Here is a 14,843-nt window from a genome sequence, read left to right on the forward strand (position 1 = left end):
TGGGGAGACGTGCGAAAAATCGCACACCCACCTATTCGGCTAGCGCAAGCCGGTCATGGCATATGCGCATAGCTCTCTGAAAACACGTGCAATTTCGTTCTGGTGGCCATGCGACCTCACAAAGTCTTGATGGGGTCGGTGAAGATTTGGTCAGCTTTGGGAGATGTTGCCCAAGCCTTGGGCGACTCGGGACACGCTTAGGGAGGACCAAGCATTATGAAACATTTCCTGACATCCGTGGCAGCCATCGCTCTGACGGCAACGACCGCGACAACAGCACTTGCGGGCTGTGATGATGGCGAGATCGTCGTCAAATTCAGCCATGTGACAAACGCGGACAAGCACCCCAAGGGCATCGCTGCCTCACTGCTGGAAACCCGCATCAACGAAGAGATGAACGGCACGATGTGCATGGAGGTCTTCCCGAACTCCACGCTCTACAATGATGACAAAGTGCTCGAAGCGCTGCTGCAGGGCGATGTGCAGATGGCCGCGCCCTCGCTCTCGAAGTTCGAGAAATTCACCAAGCAATTCCGCCTTTTCGATCTGCCCTTCATGTTCAAGAATATCGAAGCGGTTGATGCGTTCCAATCCTCGGAGGCCGGTCAGGCGCTCAAGGACAGCATGCAGCGCCGTGGCCTGCAGGGGCTGCAATTCTGGCACAATGGCATGAAGCAGATGTCGGCCAATGTGCCGCTTGTTTCGCCCACAGATGCCAATGGCTTGAAGTTCCGCGTGCAGAGCTCTGACGTGCTGGTCGCACAGATGGAAGCCATCGGCGGCTCGCCCCAGAAAATGGCTTTCTCCGAAGTGTATGGCGCGCTCCAGCAGGGCGTTGTGGATGGACAAGAGAACACATGGTCCAACATCTATGGCCGCAAGTTCTTCGAAGTTCAGGACGGCGTGACGGAGACGAACCACGGCATCATCGACTATCTCGTCGTGACATCTGTTGATTGGCTGGACAGCCTTGATGCGGACGTGCGCGATCAGTTCCTGACGATCCTCGGCGAAGTCACGGAAGTGCGCAATGGCGAGAGCTTCAACGTGAACCAGGCTGCACGCCAGTCCATCATTGACGCCGGTGGCACCATCCGTGAGCTGAATGCCGATCAGCGTCAGGAATGGGTCGATGCGATGCGCCCGGTTTGGGACAAGTTTGCCGGTGACGTCGGTCAGGACATGATCGACGCGGCACAATCCATCAACGCGGGTCTCTGATCCAGAGAACCAGACCCGGGCGTGCAGAACCGCGCGCCCGGGCACCGAAGGCTGAAACATGCGGTTTCTCCCCGGACCAATAAACGGGGCTCACACGGGACAGGTTTGAACCAAGGGGGCAAGGCCATGCAGGCCAAAGATCACGGGCCCAAGGGCTTTATCGATACAATCGAGGAAACGCTGATCGCGATCATCCTTGGTTTGATGACGGCGATTACTTTTGCCAATGTCATCGCACGGTTTTTCTTTAATTCCAACATCCTATGGGCGCTGGAGGCGACGGTTTTCCTGTTTGGCTGGCTGGTGCTGCTGGGGGCGTCCTATGCTGTCAAGAAGCGCGCGCATCTGGGCGTGGATCTGATTGTCAACATGCTGGAGCCGCCCGCGCGGCGCGCGCTCGGGCTCTTTGCGGTCTTCTGCTGCCTGCTGTTTTCCTTTCTGATGCTCAAAGGCGCCTATGATTACTGGGCGGTGTTTGCGGATCTGTACCCCACATCTGGGCGCTGGTTTCCCACTGGCCTGAACGAGGCGGCGCGCAGCCAGTCCTTCTATGAGGTCGACGACATTCCCATGCTGCCGTTTCTCAGCTTTCTGGAGCCGATGATCAATTACGGCGACAGCTATGAGAAATTGCCCAAGGTGGTGCCCTATCTCATTTTGCCGCTGTCCATGGCGCTCTTGATGCTGCGCTTCGTGCAGGCGGCCATTGCGATCTGGCGCGGGGAGGACGATCGGCTGGTGGCCAGCCATGAAGTTGAAGACGAGCTCGATGAATTGCGCGCTCAAAATGCGGAGCAGAAATAATGGAAGTCGCACTTCTTTTTGGCATGGTCATTGGCCTGCTGCTTATCGGCGTGCCCATTGCGGTCTCGCTTGGTCTGAGCTCGACACTTTTCCTGCTGGTCTATTCGGACAGCTCACTGGCCTCCATCGCCCAGACACTCTTTGAGGCGTTTGAGGGACATTTCACGCTTCTTGCGATCCCCTTCTTCATTCTGGCCTCGGCCTTCATGACGACAGGGGGCGTGGCGCGCCGGATCATCCGGTTCTCCATCGCCTGCGTGGGGCATTTTCCGGGCGGTCTGGCGATTGCGGGCGTTTTTGCCTGTATGCTCTTTGCGGCGCTCTCGGGCTCTTCGCCGGCCACTGTTGTGGCCATCGGGACAATCGTGATCGCGGGGATGCGCCAGGTGGGCTACACCAAGGATTTCGCCGCGGGCGTAATCTGTAATGCCGGTACTCTGGGCATTCTGATCCCACCCTCCATCGTGATGGTGGTCTATGCAGCCGCTGTCGAGGTGTCGGTGGGACGAATGTTCCTCGCGGGCGTGATCCCGGGGCTTTTGGCTGGGCTGATGCTGATGGTCACGATTTACATCATCGCCAAGGTCAAAAACCTGCCCAAAGGTGAGTGGAAAGGCTGGGGAGAGGTTTTCTCCGCAGGCAAGGATGCCGGTTGGGGCCTGTTCCTGATCGTCATCATTCTGGGCGGCATCTACGGCGGTATCTTTACGCCCACAGAAGCGGCAGCGGTTGCGGCGGTCTATGCCTTTTTCATCGCAAGCTTCGTGTACCGCGATATGGGGCCACTGGCCACACAGGAGGGCAGTCAGAACATCCCGCTCTGGCGCAAGCCCAAGGCCGTTGTCACCGCGTTTTTCCACCCCGATATGCGCGATACGCTCTTTGAAGCGGGTAAGCTGACCATCACACTGCTTTTCGTTATCGCCAATGCCCTGATCCTCAAGCATGTGCTGACAGATGAGCAAATCCCGCAGAAAATCGCGGAAGCCATGCTCGAAGCGGGCTATGGGCCGGTGATGTTCCTGATCATCGTGAATGTAATCTTGCTGATTGGCGGGCAGTTCATGGAACCCTCGGGCCTGCTCGTGATCGTGGCGCCCTTGGTCTTTCCCATCGCGATTGAGCTGGGGATCGATCCGATCCATCTGGGCATCATCATGGTCGTGAACATGGAGATCGGGATGATTACACCACCGGTTGGCCTTAACCTGTTTGTGACCTCGGGGGTCGCGGGAATGCCCATGATGGATGTGGTGAAAGCAGCGCTGCCGTTTCTGTGCGTGCTCTTTGTTTTCCTCATCATGGTCACGTATATTCCCTGGCTTTCGACCTACTTGCCCAACACCTTCATGGGGCCGGAAATCGTGATCAAATAGCGCGCTACCGCGCAGCATTTATTCACAAACGCACAAGCGACGCCCTGATTTCGGGCGTCGCTTTTTCGTGTGCGTCAGATTTGCGTATTTGGGGCCAGAAGAAGCTGCGGGCTGTGCCTTAGCTAGCGGCCTCGAGAGCTCTCACGATGGGAGAGAAGTCTGCCGCTGTGAGGCTGGCGCCGCCCACCAGCGCGCCGTCGACATTGCTGACAGCGAATATGTCTGCTGCGTTGCCGGGTTTGACCGAACCACCGTAGAGCAGGCGCACGGACCTTCCAACGCCCTGACCGAAGCGGCGCTCAAGCCGGGCGCGAATGAAATCGTGGACTTCGCCGATTTGGTCCAAAGTGGGCACTTTGCCAGTTCCGATGGCCCAAATGGGTTCATAGGCCACCACGAGATTATGGCCCGTTGCCCCATCGGGGATGGAGCCCGCCAATTGACCGCCGATGATATCAAGGGTGTTTTGCGCGTCCCGCTCCGCGAGGCTTTCGCCGACGCACACAATGGCCAGGAGCCCCGCTTCCATCACAGACCGCGCCTTGGCGCGGACGAGATCTTCACTTTCGCCATGGTCTTCGCGGCGTTCGGAATGGCCGAGGATGACAGCGCTGGCGCCTGCATCTTTGAGCATGCTGGCCGAGATGTCACCGGTATGTGCGCCTTTGTCAGCGGTGTGACAATCCTGCGCGCCAATGGCGATGGGACCGGCTGTTTGACTGGCCGGTGTGATCAGTGTGGCCGGTGGGCAGATCAGAATGTCGCAAGCCGCACTGGGATGGTGTGCCGCCAGGGTGGTGAGTTCGGACAGGCTGGCCTGTGTTCCGTTCATTTTCCAGTTTCCAGCGGCAAGTTTTCTACGCATGACCATCCTCATCTTTGGCTTGGTGCATCTTCACGGGTGGTCGCGGCGCGTCAAGGGGTCTAAGAGGCGGCACCAGCACAGGGGCGAGAGAGATGATCCCGGAAATCGATTTTGAAGCGATGCGCGCGCGTGATGCGGTTGTGATGTCTGACTTGCGCGATGGGGCGCGCGACATTGGTTTTCTGACCCTGCACAACACGCCGCTCAAGGGCCCGCGCGTGCAGCGGGTCATCCATGCATACCGGAGTTTCTTTCAACTCCCGCAACGGGCCAAGGAAGCTGTTGATATGGCGCGGACCGGTTCCAATCGCGGCTGGGGCGCGCCGGGTTCCGAGCAGGTCGATCCGCATGCCAATCCTGACTATAAGCAGGTGTTTGATTGCGGGTTCGAGTTGGCGGCCGATGATCCGCTGCGCGCGGCTGCTCTGTCTGTTTATGCCGACAATCAATGGCCTGCGGGTGAGGTCGATTTTCGCGCCGAGGTACAGGCTTATTACACCGAAGCGCTCAGCGTGGCGCAGCATGTTTTGACCGGGATTGCCGCGGCCATCGGTGCGGATGAGGCGTATTTCGCTGATAAGTTCACCCGGCCCATGGCTTTGCTGCGGGGCAATTATTATCCACCCCGGCCAGATTGGGCGGGCGAGAAGGACTTTGGGATCGCCACGCACACCGACTACGGCTGTATCACACTCTTGGCCACGGATGGCACGCCCGGTCTTGAGGTGCGCAAGAAGGGCGGGGGCTGGATCCCGGTGACGGCGCAGCCGGGCACATTTGTCATCAATTTTGGCGAGATGCTGGAAATGTGGACCGAGGGCGCCGTGCGCGCGACGCCGCACCGTGTGGTCGGCGGGTCGCAGGAGCGGATCTCCGTGCCACTCTTTTTCAATCCCAACCATGATGCAAATGTTGCTTCACCCGGGCAGACGGCGCCCATCCTCGCAGGGGCGCATCTTGCGAGGCGGTTTTCGGAAACCTATACGCATTTGCAGAAGAGGTGACGTTGCGACAGCCTGCGCAAATGTGTTGAGAATTTGACATAATTTCGTTAACCTATCTTTTGTCTGTTACATTTTGGAGGAGGTATCTCCGTGAAATTGTTTGTTACGACCGCTGCTGCGGCTCTTTTTTCCGCCTCGACATCTTACGCGGCTCTTCTGACCTTTGACGGCGCCGCGTGTAATGATGGCGCCTGCGGAACCGATAGTGAGACATTGTCGCAATCCTACGGCGATATCGTGGGCGAGGTGGATGTCGTTTATGACGCGAACCGTGCGACCTCAGATCTGGAAGATCTGTTTTACTGGGGCCCCGATTACGAGACGCTTGATGGCGTTGCCTATGGTGTCAATGGCGGCGGCGGTTTGTCCATTGTCTTTAATGCGCTGTCTGGGTTCTCTGTATCTGTGACGAGCTTTGATATTGCGCCTTATGCCAACCGTTTGCGTGATACGATTGTGCAGGTCATTGACCTTGCTGATGGAACCTTGCTGGAGGACGACGCATACGCGACCCTCTCCACGGACGGTGTGACGAATTACACAGGTGATTACAGCTCCGACGTGGGCATTCAGATCAACCTCGGCCCCGATGCTTGGGACGTGGGAATTGACAACATCGCCTACACAACTGCGCCCACAACAACGACTGCGCCTGTGCCTCTGCCGGCCAGCGTGTTGCTCATGCTGGGCGCACTTGGTGGTATGGCGGCATTGCGCAAAAAGAGCTGAGCCCGCCGGGCGGCGACTATCGGAGGTGATCCAAAGCCTCTCGAGCCAAAACCGTCGCTGCCTCCGGATCATCTTCGAGACCATCCGGCAATGTCCAATAGGGCATTGCCGTTTCTTTTTTGCCCTCGCGCTGATAAGTCCAGCGCGTGCATCCCATGGCATCGAGTTTGTCCTGAAACGGGCCTGCGCCCTTGATCATGATCCCGAAATCGGAATGCACAATCGCGAAGATCGTGCCCTCATGATAGAGGCATAATCCGCCCATCATGCGGCGTGTCGTGATCTCTCCCAATCCGGAAAAGAGCTCTGTTGCGAAAACGATTTCCTCTGAAGTCAGAGGCACTTAGCTGTTGCTCTGCTCTGCGGTCAGCGCGTCCACATCCTTGAACTTGATGGATTCCCCGCAGCCGCAGGCATCGGTCACGTTGGGATTGCGGAACTTAAAACCGCTTTCAAGGAGGGCCACTTCATAGTCGATCTCGGTGCCGAAGAGGAACATCTGCGCCATGGGGGCAATGGCCACACAGGCGCCGTCTTGCTCGACGACTTCGTCGTTCTCGGCGATCTCGTCCACGTAGTCCATGGTATATTCCATCCCCGCGCAGCCGCCCTTTTTGACGCCAATGCGCAGGCCCGCGCGCCCGTCACGTTCCATGAGCTTCGTGATCTGGGCCACAGCAGCGGGGGTCAGGGTCACAGCTTGCTTGCCGGGGATACCAAACATCGCGTCTCTCCTATGCGGACACCTGAAAAATAGGATGTCCGGCTCTTGCTCTCAAGGGGCGCCGCTGGTGGGTCTACATAAAGCCCAACTCAAGGCGCGCTTCGTCGCTCATCATGTCCATGCCCCAGGGCGGCTCCCACGTGAGTTCGACATCGACTTGTTTGACGCCGGGCAGCGGCTCGACCGCATCGGCCACCCAGCCGGGCATCTCGCCCGCGACGGGACAGCCGGGCGCTGTCAGCGTCATGATGACTTTCACTTCGTTCTCGGCATTGATGTCCACCGTGTAGACCAGCCCCAGATCATAGATATTGACGGGGATTTCAGGGTCAAACACGCTGCGGCAGGCCTCGACGACCTGATCATACAGCGGGTGGTCCGTGCTGGATGGGGCAATCAGAGGCGTGCCTTCCATGGGCGCGGTCGCATCGTTCATGTCATTGGGCTCCGGTAATCCTTACCAAAGATATAGGAAATGGGATGGTCGGCGTCCAGTGCTTCAATGACCGCAGGCAGAACGCTGTTGCGTGAGGTAGGCTTGCAGCAAAGGATCATGGGTCAGCGAGAGGGCCGTGTCGTAGGCGTCCGCCGCCGCGCTCAGGGCGTTTTTGCTGCGCAATATAGAGGCGCGGCTGGCCCACCATGGCTGGAACGACTGCGCTTCGGGCAATAGCTTGTCCAGATAGGCGAGGCCGTCATCAGGCCCCTTGGTCTCGGCCAGGCAGACACCATAGCTCACATGGGCGCCGAGGCTGGGTGCGGTGCGCAGCAGGGCGCCGTGCAGATGCAAAAGCGCCTTCCAGTTGGTCTCACCGGTCTCCGCGCGTTGATGGTGTACAGACTGAATGGCCGCTTCCAACTGGAACCGTCCCGGCGTGCCCAGCTTGGCGGCGCGTTGCAAGGTCGTCAGGCCAAGAGTGGCCAGCTGCGCGTCCCAGAGCGATGTGTCCTGCTCGGGCAGAGGCACAAACCGGCCCGCGCGCACCCGTGCATCGCGCCGTGCATGGCTCATGCAAATCAGGGCGAACAAGCCCATCGCTTCCGCATGATCGGGCAGCAGACGCACCAGCAGATCCGCCATATAAAGCGCCTCTTCCCCCAGAGCATCGCGCGGGGCCAGCCAATCCAGCGCATGGGCGGCATAGATAGCTTCCAGCACCGGCGGCACGCGTTCGGGCCAATCCTGCATCTCTGGGATTGCAAAAGCGACGCCCGCGTTTTTGATCTTGCGTTTGGCGCGCACAAGCCGTTGCGCGAGCGTAGCGGGGGCCAACAAAAAGGCCGGGGCAATTTCGGCAGCCTCAAGCCCCAACACGCATTGCAGCATCAAGGGCGTGTGTACGCGCGCATCGAGCGCGGGATGGGCGCAGACGAACATCAGCTTCAAACGGTCATCAGGCTGGGTGGCATCGGCATCGGTCATATCGGTTGGAGGGTTCGCTTGTGGGGGTGGGGCTGCATCGAGCGGGGCTTCTTTCAAGGCGCGCCTGTGTGTGTCGGTCAGCCGGTTGCGGGCCGTGGTGAGCAGCCAGGCGGCTGGGTTGTCGGGTACGCCGCGCTTGGGCCAGGTTTGCAGAGCTTTGGCAAAGGCCTCGGCCAAGGCATCCTCGGCGGCGGCAATGTCGCGGGTGCGGCTGGCCAGAAGAGCCAGCAACCGCCCGTATTGATCCCGGGCGATTGCTTCGGCGCGTGCGGCGCTGTCTGCGCTCACTCTGCGCCCATGGCGGAGGCGCGAATTTCGACCTTGCCAGTCTTGGCCGCGGGACATTTCTCAGCCCAGGCCATGGCCGTGTCGAGATCGGGGACATCGATCACGAAATATCCGCCCAGCGTCTCTTTTGTCTCGGCAAAGGGACCATCCTGGACATGTTTGCCGTCCTTGAGGCTCAGGGTTGTGGCGGTATCGACGGGCTGGAGCCAATCGGTATCCACGAAGACACCCGCCTCATGCAGCGCGCCAATATATTGGCCGTAGACCTCTTTGAGCGCGCTCCAATCTTCCGGTGTCATATCGGCGATGTCGGCAGGATCGGTGTAGAGCAAGAATGTGTAACGCATGATGTGTCCCTCCTCAGGCGGCTTTTTGCAAATTGGCGAGGCCTGTCTCGAAAGTCTTGCCGATCATCCGGTCCATGAAAAGACCAAAGACGCGGGCTATCGGGTTCATCCCGAGATCGGCCTTCATGCGCCAGATGACTTCCGAGCCGCTTTCGCTGGGGCGTGCCGTAATGCTTTGGCGCGGCTGGCCCATGGGGCCAAGATCAATGTTGAAATGCACCGTATCGGCGGTCATATCCGCGACGGTTTGGCTGCCCTTGCCGTCTTTGCCGTCAAAGTGAAAGCCTGCGCCAACGCCAGTGCTGGGGCCAAAGGGCGAGATCTTGAGCGCGGGATCTTTGCTGAGATAGGGGTTGAAGCTTTGATAGCCCTCCGAGGAGGCGGCAAGCGCGAGCACCGCTTCAGGTGCGGCGGGAACAAGCGCGCTGCGGGTGATCTCGATGTGGCGGGGCAGGGCAAAGGTGCCTGCCACAAGAAGGGCTGCGGCGCCGGCCGTGAGGCCAAGGATTTGTGTCACTGTCATGGGTCATCTCCGTTAGTTTTGAAACGAAAGCCTGATGCTTTCACGGACATGACGCAGAGAGGCGCCGCCAATCGACAGGTCTCAAAAACTTTTTTGTATTTTTTCAAAATGAGTGGGCTGCGCCCACGCTTTTTAGAAGGATTTGACCCTGCTCTGGCTCACCCAACCAAAGGTTCGGAGCCACCGTCACACATCGGCCACCTTTGCATCTGTCACGTCTGGCCGCCAGAAAAACAGCCGTATCCACTGGCGTGGAGCCTCGGCGGTTTTTCTGGCCCCCTGTCGCGCCAGCTGCGCGTTGGCCGCATGCGCGACGGTGGCTCCGAACCAAAGGTCGGGGGGTCAGCTTTTCTTGCGGCGTCTGGCGGGTTGGGGGCGGACCTGGGTTTCGATGTGGTCATAAAGCAGGCTGGCGATGTCTTTTCCGGACGCTTTCTCGATGCCTTCCAGACCCGGTGAGGAATTGACCTCAAGCACTTTGGGGCCGTTTTCGGAGCGCAAGAGATCGACTCCGGCTAGGTTGAGGCCGAAGACCCGGGCCGCGCGCAGAGCTGTGTCGCGTTCTTCCCTCGAGATGCGCACGCGGGTTGCCTGACCGCCGCGATGCAGGTTCGAGCGGAAGTCACCCTCAGCGCCTGTGCGCTTCATGGAGGCCACGACTTTGCCGCCCACGATCAGGCACCGGATATCTTCGCCCGCGGCTTCCTTGACGAAATCCTGCACGAGGAAATTGGCCTTGAGGCCGCGAAAGGCATCGATCACGGATTCGGCGGCTTTCTTCGTCTCCGCCAGCACGACGCCTTTGCCCTGCGTGCTCTCCAGCAATTTCACGATCAACGGCGCGGTGCCAACAAGGCCGATGAGCGATGCGGTATCCTTGGGGGAGGCGGCAAAGGCCGTCTCTGGCATCCCAATGCGGTGACGCGCCATGAGCTGGTGCGCGAAGAGCTTGTCCCGGCTGGCCGTGATCCCTTGCGCGCCATTGATGCAATAGGTGCCGATGGTTTCGAATTGGCGGACGACAGCTGTGCCGTAGCTTGTGATGGACGCGCCGATGCGCGGGATCACAGCGTCATAGCGGGGCAGGCGCTTGCCATCGTAGTGTACCTCCGGGCTCTCGGCATTGATCGCCATGTAGCAGCGCGTTGTATCGATCACTTCGACGGAATGGCCGCGCGCCTCGCCCGCCTCGACGAAGCGCCGCGTGGAGTAGTTGTTTTCCCGGCTCAGGACTGCGATGCGCAGCGCGCGTTTGGGCGCGTCGGAGCGCAGCGTCCGAGAATGGTAGATGTCGAAATCCAGCTCGGGCTGCTGGAATTTTTCCGAGGGCACAACCGTGACATCCTCGTTGAGCGCCTGTCGGCCCAGCAGCATATGGTTGGACATGCCACGCCGGTCGGTCAGTGTGACTTCGATGGGCCAGGAGCGATCGCCCACACGCAGCTGCGTCTCAATAACAAAGCGCATCTCGCTTTCACCATTGGATGAGGTGATGTCACGCCGGTCCAGGATTTCGGCAGAACAGGCAATGGAGATGTCATCGCGCCCCGGGATTGGATGAACGGCGAAGCGCACTTTGGGCTTGGTGGCGGATCCAAACGTCTCAATGTCAAATGCGTGCAAGGCAGATGTGCGCGCGCCCGTGTCGACCTTGGCCCGGATGGCGGGAAGCCCGAGGTCGGGCAGGGCGACCCATTCTTCCCAGCCCAAATTCAATTTGTCTGTCATGCGGCTCTCCCTTTGGTGCCAAGCTAACAAGGCTGGCGCTGTCGGCGCAACCGGATCGCCTTGGCGGGGATGGCTGAGCGGGGACAATATGCGCGAAAAAACGGCGCGTCCCGCTTGGGGAACGCGCCGTCTCAGACGTGCCTGTCTGTTTGCGCCCTAGCGCCGGATCAGGGTCGGCCAGCCGAAGAGGCTCGACATGGTAAACCGGTTCGGGTCGCTGTTGTTGGGATCTTCGCTGCGTCGCAGAACGAGCGGCAGGATCATGTTGGCCATCCGTCCGTGCTTGGGCACAATCGAGCCCGTGAACGGTTTGCGCTTGCTGATGAGCGGGATCGGGAAATTGGCCATACGCGCATGGCGCTCGAAGGCAAAGTTGTCCTTGGGCTTGCGATCGCTCAACAGGTTGATCGGGAAATTGGCCATCCGTGGGCCGCCGGGTATCAGCGCTGTCGGCTCGACCTTGTCGCTTAGAAGCAGCGGGAAGGGCCATTTGGCCATACGACCATGGCGGTGAATGGCCATCCGGTCCGAAGGCTTGCGCTTGCTCAGAAGCGGCAGGAACAGGTTTGCCATCCGCGCATGACGCGGGAAGGCGAAGCGGTCCTTGGGCTTGCGGCGGGAGATCAGCGGCAGCGGGAAGTTTGCCATTCGCGCGTGGCGCGGGAAAATAGAGGCGTTCCCCGGCTTTCTGCGGCTGATCAGCGGCAGCGGGAAATTGGCCATACGCGCATGTTCGGGGAAGATCGAACCGGTCAGCGGTTTTCTGCGGCTGATCAGCGGAATGGGCCAGTTGGCCATATGGAATGTGTTGGAATCTCCGTCCCGCGCACCGGCAAGGATGAGGGGATGGCCGCGCAACACGGATGGGGCGTGCGAGCCTTCATCGCCAACGGTGACCTCCTCAACCAGGCCCTTGAGATCCGCCGCGCCCATTTCCGCCATGACATCGCGGGTGATTTGCGCCACGCCGAGAGGCTTGAAGCCCGCGCGGACGAGCAACACAGCGCCGCCCTTGGCCAGGCGTTTTTTGTATTCCGCCGCGGTTTTCGTCTCGACGCCATGGGCAGATTCCAGCGCAGCCGCGCCAGCATCGCCTGTGTAGAGCGAGATGATCCGCTTGGGTAATCCTTGTCCGAGGTAGAGCTCGCTGCGCACCGCATGTGCTGTCGAGACATCGTCAAAATACCGCGTGATGACTTTTGTCATTGTCAATCCTTTCGACCGGGGGGCGCGCCCCGGGCATATCTTGAGGGACGACGCTTCCATGTTTCTTGGCGACTGGTTGCATCAGCGGCTACACTGCAAAGACCTGTCTACCTGTTGTGTCGGCCAACCCACCGATAAGGAATCTAGCCCCTATATTGTCAGTGTCAAATGACACAATCAAGTGTCAAGTTTGCGGTACATATGCGGGCGCCGCGCACAATTGTGTAAACTTGGCAGGGTCGTCCTTTTGGGGGGTGAATTGTCTGTGATCGAGCGCTAGGAGAGGCGCATGAAACAGACGTCTTTTGACCTCCATGCCACGGATGGCCGCGCGCGGACCGGGCAGATCAACACGCCACGCGGGGTGATCCGCACCCCTGCGTTCATGCCCGTGGGGACAGCGGCAACGGTCAAGGCGATGATGCCTGAAAGCGTTGCCGCGACGGGGGCTGATATCCTGCTGGGCAACACCTATCACCTGATGCTGCGCCCGAGTGCGGAGCGCATTGATGCGCTGGGTGGGCTGCATCGGTTCATGAACTGGGACAAGCCCATCCTCACGGATTCCGGCGGCTTTCAGGTCATGAGCCTTGCCGGGTTGCGCAAACTGACCGAGGAAGGCGTGCGTTTCAAATCGCATATCGATGGCTCGCAACATATGCTGAGCCCTGAGCGCTCGATGGAGATCCAGAAGCTGCTGGGCTCGGACATTGTCATGTGCTTCGACGAATGCCCCGCATTGCCCGCAGAGCGCGACAGGATTGCCGAGAGCATGGAGCTCTCCATGCGATGGGCGGCGCGCTCCAGAGAGGCGTTTGGCGACAGGCCGGGGCACATGCTCTTTGGCATTCAACAAGGCGGGCTCGAAGTAGATCTGCGCGGCCAAAGCGCTGAGGCGCTGCGCGAGATCGGCTTTGATGGCTATGCCGTGGGCGGTCTGGCGGTGGGCGAGGGGCAGGCGGCCATGTTCGGCTGCCTTGACTATGCGCCTGAGCAACTGCCCCGGGACAAGCCGCGCTACCTCATGGGCGTGGGCAAGCCCGATGACATCGTGGGTGCTGTGGCGCGCGGGATTGATATGATGGATTGCGTGCTGCCCTCGCGCTCAGGGCGGACAGGGCAGGTCTTCACGCGCCGCGGCGTCGTCAACATCAAGAATGCCCGCCATGCCGATGATCCGCGCCCGCTGGATGAAGATTGCACATGCCCGGCCTGCAGCAATTATTCCCGCGCCTATCTGCACCATGTCTTCCGCGCGCAAGAGATGATCTCCGGCATGCTGCTGACGTGGCATAACCTGCACTATTATCAGGAGATCATGGCGGGCATGCGCGCGGCCATTGCCAAAGGCCGGTTCGAGGCCTGGCAGAAGACGTTCCATGATGGGCGCGCGCAAGGCGATATCGAGCCTTTGTAGCCAATTCGTTTCGATAACAGTGGCGTATACTCGTCAATGCGTGGCGTAGGTCGTCAATTCTTCCCGCCAACTGATATTGTTTCCGATTTTGCAACACATGCATTGAACTGGAGGAGAAAACCAAACGAACTCCGGGCGATACGCGTTGATTCCGTCGGTCATAGCGCAAAAATCACAATGTCGTGTGGACATGGAAGCCAAGTTAATTCATCATGTGGTCGTTAATTTTAACCTTAATCTTGGAGGGTAACATGATTAAGACATCCTTGATTGGCGCTTTTTTGATAGCAACGGCTGGCGCTGCAAGTGCAGCAACCGTGGACCTTATCGGCGACAAAGATTGCTTCGGGACCAATGACGTTTGCGTGGAAGACGGAACGACATGGCTGCCGGGTGGCTGGAGCGCGGTAACGCAGGACGGGCTTGATCCAACTTTTATGGATATTACCACAAACGGTGGCTCCGCAAGCTGGACACATTCCTACGCTGCAGGAACCTATAGCTCGGCATCTTTGTCTTTCCGCACTGCAGGGATCGCAGATATTGCGGGTCCTTACGATGTGTTGGTGGATGGGGTAAAAGTCGGCGAGATGCCACTTGACGGCTCCGGGCATATTCTGGTCGAAACTTTCACATTTGCTGTGGACACGGCCTTGGTGAATGACGGGGCCGCAACTGTGAGTTTCGTAGTCGACGGCGTCGATACTTGGGCTATCGACTATTCCGAACTCACGCTTGGAATGACCACGGCGCCTGTCCCGCTGCCAGCAGGTTTGCCTCTGCTTTTGGCGGGCTTGGGTGGCTTGGCGCTTGTGCGTCGTCGCAGCGCCTAAAAAAATCGCGCCATTGATCGAAAATGAAGGCTGCGCCCATCGGGCGCAGCTTTTTTGTTGAAAAATCGATGTGACTGACGGGCCCGGGTCAGGAATACCTTAATAGCCTGTTCATTTTTTGCGTCCTATCCTCGCGTCGTTATCTGGGGAGATACACGATGCATTTTGCCATATTTACTGCAAGTTGGTGCGCCGTGGCGGCGTTAGCCGTGGTTGTAATTTGAGAAACGCTGGCGTCCGGCTTCATTTGTCGCGCCGCTCGCCGTTTTGTCACCTTGCAGGGAGGGGCACGCCCGCTATTGTCTCGCCCAAGCCGATGGGAGGTTGAATTCGCCTGCAACCAGCCCCACGTTAA

General features: G+C 59.2%; 16 protein-coding genes. 7 read left to right on the forward strand and 9 right to left on the reverse strand.

Annotated elements, in window-relative coordinates:
* The first annotated feature begins 216 nt into the window (after window positions 1–216).
* From ACP15S_RS05215 to ACP15S_RS05225, 3 genes are all read left to right on the forward strand, one after another.
* Window positions 217–1,221 (forward strand): DctP family TRAP transporter solute-binding subunit, encoded by a 1,005-nt coding sequence (locus ACP15S_RS05215; protein ID WP_425038514.1) that lies wholly within the window; start codon window positions 217–219, stop codon window positions 1,219–1,221.
* A 126-nt stretch (window positions 1,222–1,347) separates the two neighbouring features.
* Window positions 1,348–2,025 (forward strand): TRAP transporter small permease, encoded by a 678-nt coding sequence (locus ACP15S_RS05220; protein WP_425038515.1) that lies wholly within the window; start codon window positions 1,348–1,350, stop codon window positions 2,023–2,025.
* Complete coding sequence (locus ACP15S_RS05225) at window positions 2,025–3,401, forward strand: TRAP transporter large permease (RefSeq protein ID WP_425038516.1); 1,377 nt, start codon at window positions 2,025–2,027, stop codon at window positions 3,399–3,401. The genes ACP15S_RS05220 and ACP15S_RS05225 overlap by 1 nt, the downstream gene beginning before the upstream one ends.
* Window positions 3,402–3,519: 118 nt before the next feature.
* Here the strand turns inward: ACP15S_RS05225 and tpiA are convergent, their stop codons facing one another.
* Complete coding sequence (tpiA, locus tag ACP15S_RS05230; RefSeq protein WP_425038517.1) at window positions 3,520–4,266, reverse strand: triose-phosphate isomerase; 747 nt, start codon at window positions 4,264–4,266, stop codon at window positions 3,520–3,522.
* 92 nt (window positions 4,267–4,358) lie between these two features.
* On the opposite strand from tpiA, the gene ACP15S_RS05235 reads away from it, so the two are divergent.
* Together ACP15S_RS05235 and ACP15S_RS05240 are read left to right on the forward strand one after the other, a co-directional pair.
* Window positions 4,359–5,270 (forward strand): isopenicillin N synthase family dioxygenase, encoded by a 912-nt coding sequence (locus tag ACP15S_RS05235; protein WP_425038518.1) that lies wholly within the window; start codon window positions 4,359–4,361, stop codon window positions 5,268–5,270.
* Between the two features lie 90 nt (window positions 5,271–5,360).
* Window positions 5,361–5,999 carry a VPLPA-CTERM sorting domain-containing protein gene (locus ACP15S_RS05240; RefSeq protein ID WP_425038519.1) on the forward strand — a complete coding sequence of 213 codons (639 nt, stop codon included), beginning with the start codon at window positions 5,361–5,363 and terminating at the stop codon, window positions 5,997–5,999.
* A gap of 16 nt (window positions 6,000–6,015) precedes the next feature.
* On the opposite strand, the gene ACP15S_RS05245 is transcribed toward ACP15S_RS05240, so the two are convergent.
* From ACP15S_RS05245 to ACP15S_RS05280, 8 genes are all read right to left on the reverse strand, one after another.
* Window positions 6,016–6,342: a TfoX/Sxy family protein gene (locus ACP15S_RS05245; RefSeq protein WP_425038520.1), complete on the reverse strand. Its 327-nt coding sequence runs from the start codon at window positions 6,340–6,342 to the stop codon at window positions 6,016–6,018.
* Window positions 6,343–6,723 carry a HesB/IscA family protein gene (locus ACP15S_RS05250; RefSeq protein WP_425038521.1) on the reverse strand — a complete coding sequence of 127 codons (381 nt, stop codon included), beginning with the start codon at window positions 6,721–6,723 and terminating at the stop codon, window positions 6,343–6,345.
* A 73-nt stretch (window positions 6,724–6,796) separates the two neighbouring features.
* A complete protein-coding gene (locus ACP15S_RS05255; protein WP_425038522.1) occupies window positions 6,797–7,159 on the reverse strand; it encodes an SUF system Fe-S cluster assembly protein in 363 nt (120 codons plus the stop codon).
* Between the two features lie 63 nt (window positions 7,160–7,222).
* Complete coding sequence (locus ACP15S_RS05260; RefSeq protein ID WP_425038523.1) at window positions 7,223–8,434, reverse strand: RNA polymerase sigma factor; 1,212 nt, start codon at window positions 8,432–8,434, stop codon at window positions 7,223–7,225.
* Entirely contained in the window at window positions 8,431–8,781 is a 351-nt protein-coding gene (locus tag ACP15S_RS05265) for a YciI family protein (RefSeq protein WP_425038524.1), read from the reverse strand. Before ACP15S_RS05265 ends, ACP15S_RS05260 begins: the two co-directional genes overlap by 4 nt.
* A gap of 13 nt (window positions 8,782–8,794) precedes the next feature.
* Window positions 8,795–9,304, reverse strand: a complete 510-nt coding sequence (locus tag ACP15S_RS05270) for an SRPBCC family protein (RefSeq protein WP_425038525.1) — start codon at window positions 9,302–9,304, stop codon at window positions 8,795–8,797.
* Window positions 9,305–9,646: 342 nt separating this feature from the next.
* On the reverse strand, window positions 9,647–11,032 hold the full coding sequence (gene rimK, locus ACP15S_RS05275; protein WP_425038526.1) for a 30S ribosomal protein S6--L-glutamate ligase: 1,386 nt from the start codon (window positions 11,030–11,032) through the stop codon (window positions 9,647–9,649).
* 156 nt (window positions 11,033–11,188) lie between these two features.
* The gene (locus tag ACP15S_RS05280) at window positions 11,189–12,238 is read right to left on the reverse strand and encodes a PucR family transcriptional regulator (RefSeq protein WP_425038527.1); all 1,050 of its coding nucleotides are present in this window, start codon (window positions 12,236–12,238) and stop codon (window positions 11,189–11,191) included.
* Between the two features lie 289 nt (window positions 12,239–12,527).
* On the opposite strand from ACP15S_RS05280, the gene tgt reads away from it, so the two are divergent.
* A complete protein-coding gene (gene tgt, locus ACP15S_RS05285; protein ID WP_425038528.1) occupies window positions 12,528–13,655 on the forward strand; it encodes a tRNA guanosine(34) transglycosylase Tgt in 1,128 nt (375 codons plus the stop codon).
* A 251-nt stretch (window positions 13,656–13,906) separates the two neighbouring features.
* Window positions 13,907–14,488: a VPLPA-CTERM sorting domain-containing protein gene (locus ACP15S_RS05290; RefSeq protein WP_425038529.1), complete on the forward strand. Its 582-nt coding sequence runs from the start codon at window positions 13,907–13,909 to the stop codon at window positions 14,486–14,488.
* Window positions 14,489–14,843: the final 355 nt, after the last annotated feature.

Origin of the sequence: Primorskyibacter sp. S187A, assembly GCF_049800955.1 — a bacterium.
GTDB lineage: Bacteria > Pseudomonadota > Alphaproteobacteria > Rhodobacterales > Rhodobacteraceae > JAKVBH01.

Excerpts from the sequence above, each read along its gene's own strand:
- ACP15S_RS05215 (WP_425038514.1), top strand. The coding sequence starts at position 217 with ATGAAACATTTCCTGACATCCGTGGCAGCCATCGCTCTGACGGCAACG.
- ACP15S_RS05220 (WP_425038515.1), top strand. The coding sequence starts at position 1,348 with ATGCAGGCCAAAGATCACGGGCCCAAGGGCTTTATCGATACAATCGAG.
- ACP15S_RS05225 (WP_425038516.1), top strand. The coding sequence starts at position 2,025 with ATGGAAGTCGCACTTCTTTTTGGCATGGTCATTGGCCTGCTGCTTATC.
- tpiA (WP_425038517.1), bottom strand. The coding sequence starts at position 4,266 with ATGCGTAGAAAACTTGCCGCTGGAAACTGGAAAATGAACGGAACACAG.
- ACP15S_RS05235 (WP_425038518.1), top strand. The coding sequence starts at position 4,359 with ATGATCCCGGAAATCGATTTTGAAGCGATGCGCGCGCGTGATGCGGTT.
- ACP15S_RS05250 (WP_425038521.1), bottom strand. The coding sequence starts at position 6,723 with ATGTTTGGTATCCCCGGCAAGCAAGCTGTGACCCTGACCCCCGCTGCT.
- ACP15S_RS05255 (WP_425038522.1), bottom strand. The coding sequence starts at position 7,159 with ATGAACGATGCGACCGCGCCCATGGAAGGCACGCCTCTGATTGCCCCA.
- ACP15S_RS05265 (WP_425038524.1), bottom strand. The coding sequence starts at position 8,781 with ATGCGTTACACATTCTTGCTCTACACCGATCCTGCCGACATCGCCGAT.
- ACP15S_RS05270 (WP_425038525.1), bottom strand. The coding sequence starts at position 9,304 with ATGACAGTGACACAAATCCTTGGCCTCACGGCCGGCGCCGCAGCCCTT.
- rimK (WP_425038526.1), bottom strand. The coding sequence starts at position 11,032 with ATGACAGACAAATTGAATTTGGGCTGGGAAGAATGGGTCGCCCTGCCC.
- ACP15S_RS05280 (WP_425038527.1), bottom strand. The coding sequence starts at position 12,238 with ATGACAAAAGTCATCACGCGGTATTTTGACGATGTCTCGACAGCACAT.
- tgt (WP_425038528.1), top strand. The coding sequence starts at position 12,528 with ATGAAACAGACGTCTTTTGACCTCCATGCCACGGATGGCCGCGCGCGG.
- ACP15S_RS05290 (WP_425038529.1), top strand. The coding sequence starts at position 13,907 with ATGATTAAGACATCCTTGATTGGCGCTTTTTTGATAGCAACGGCTGGC.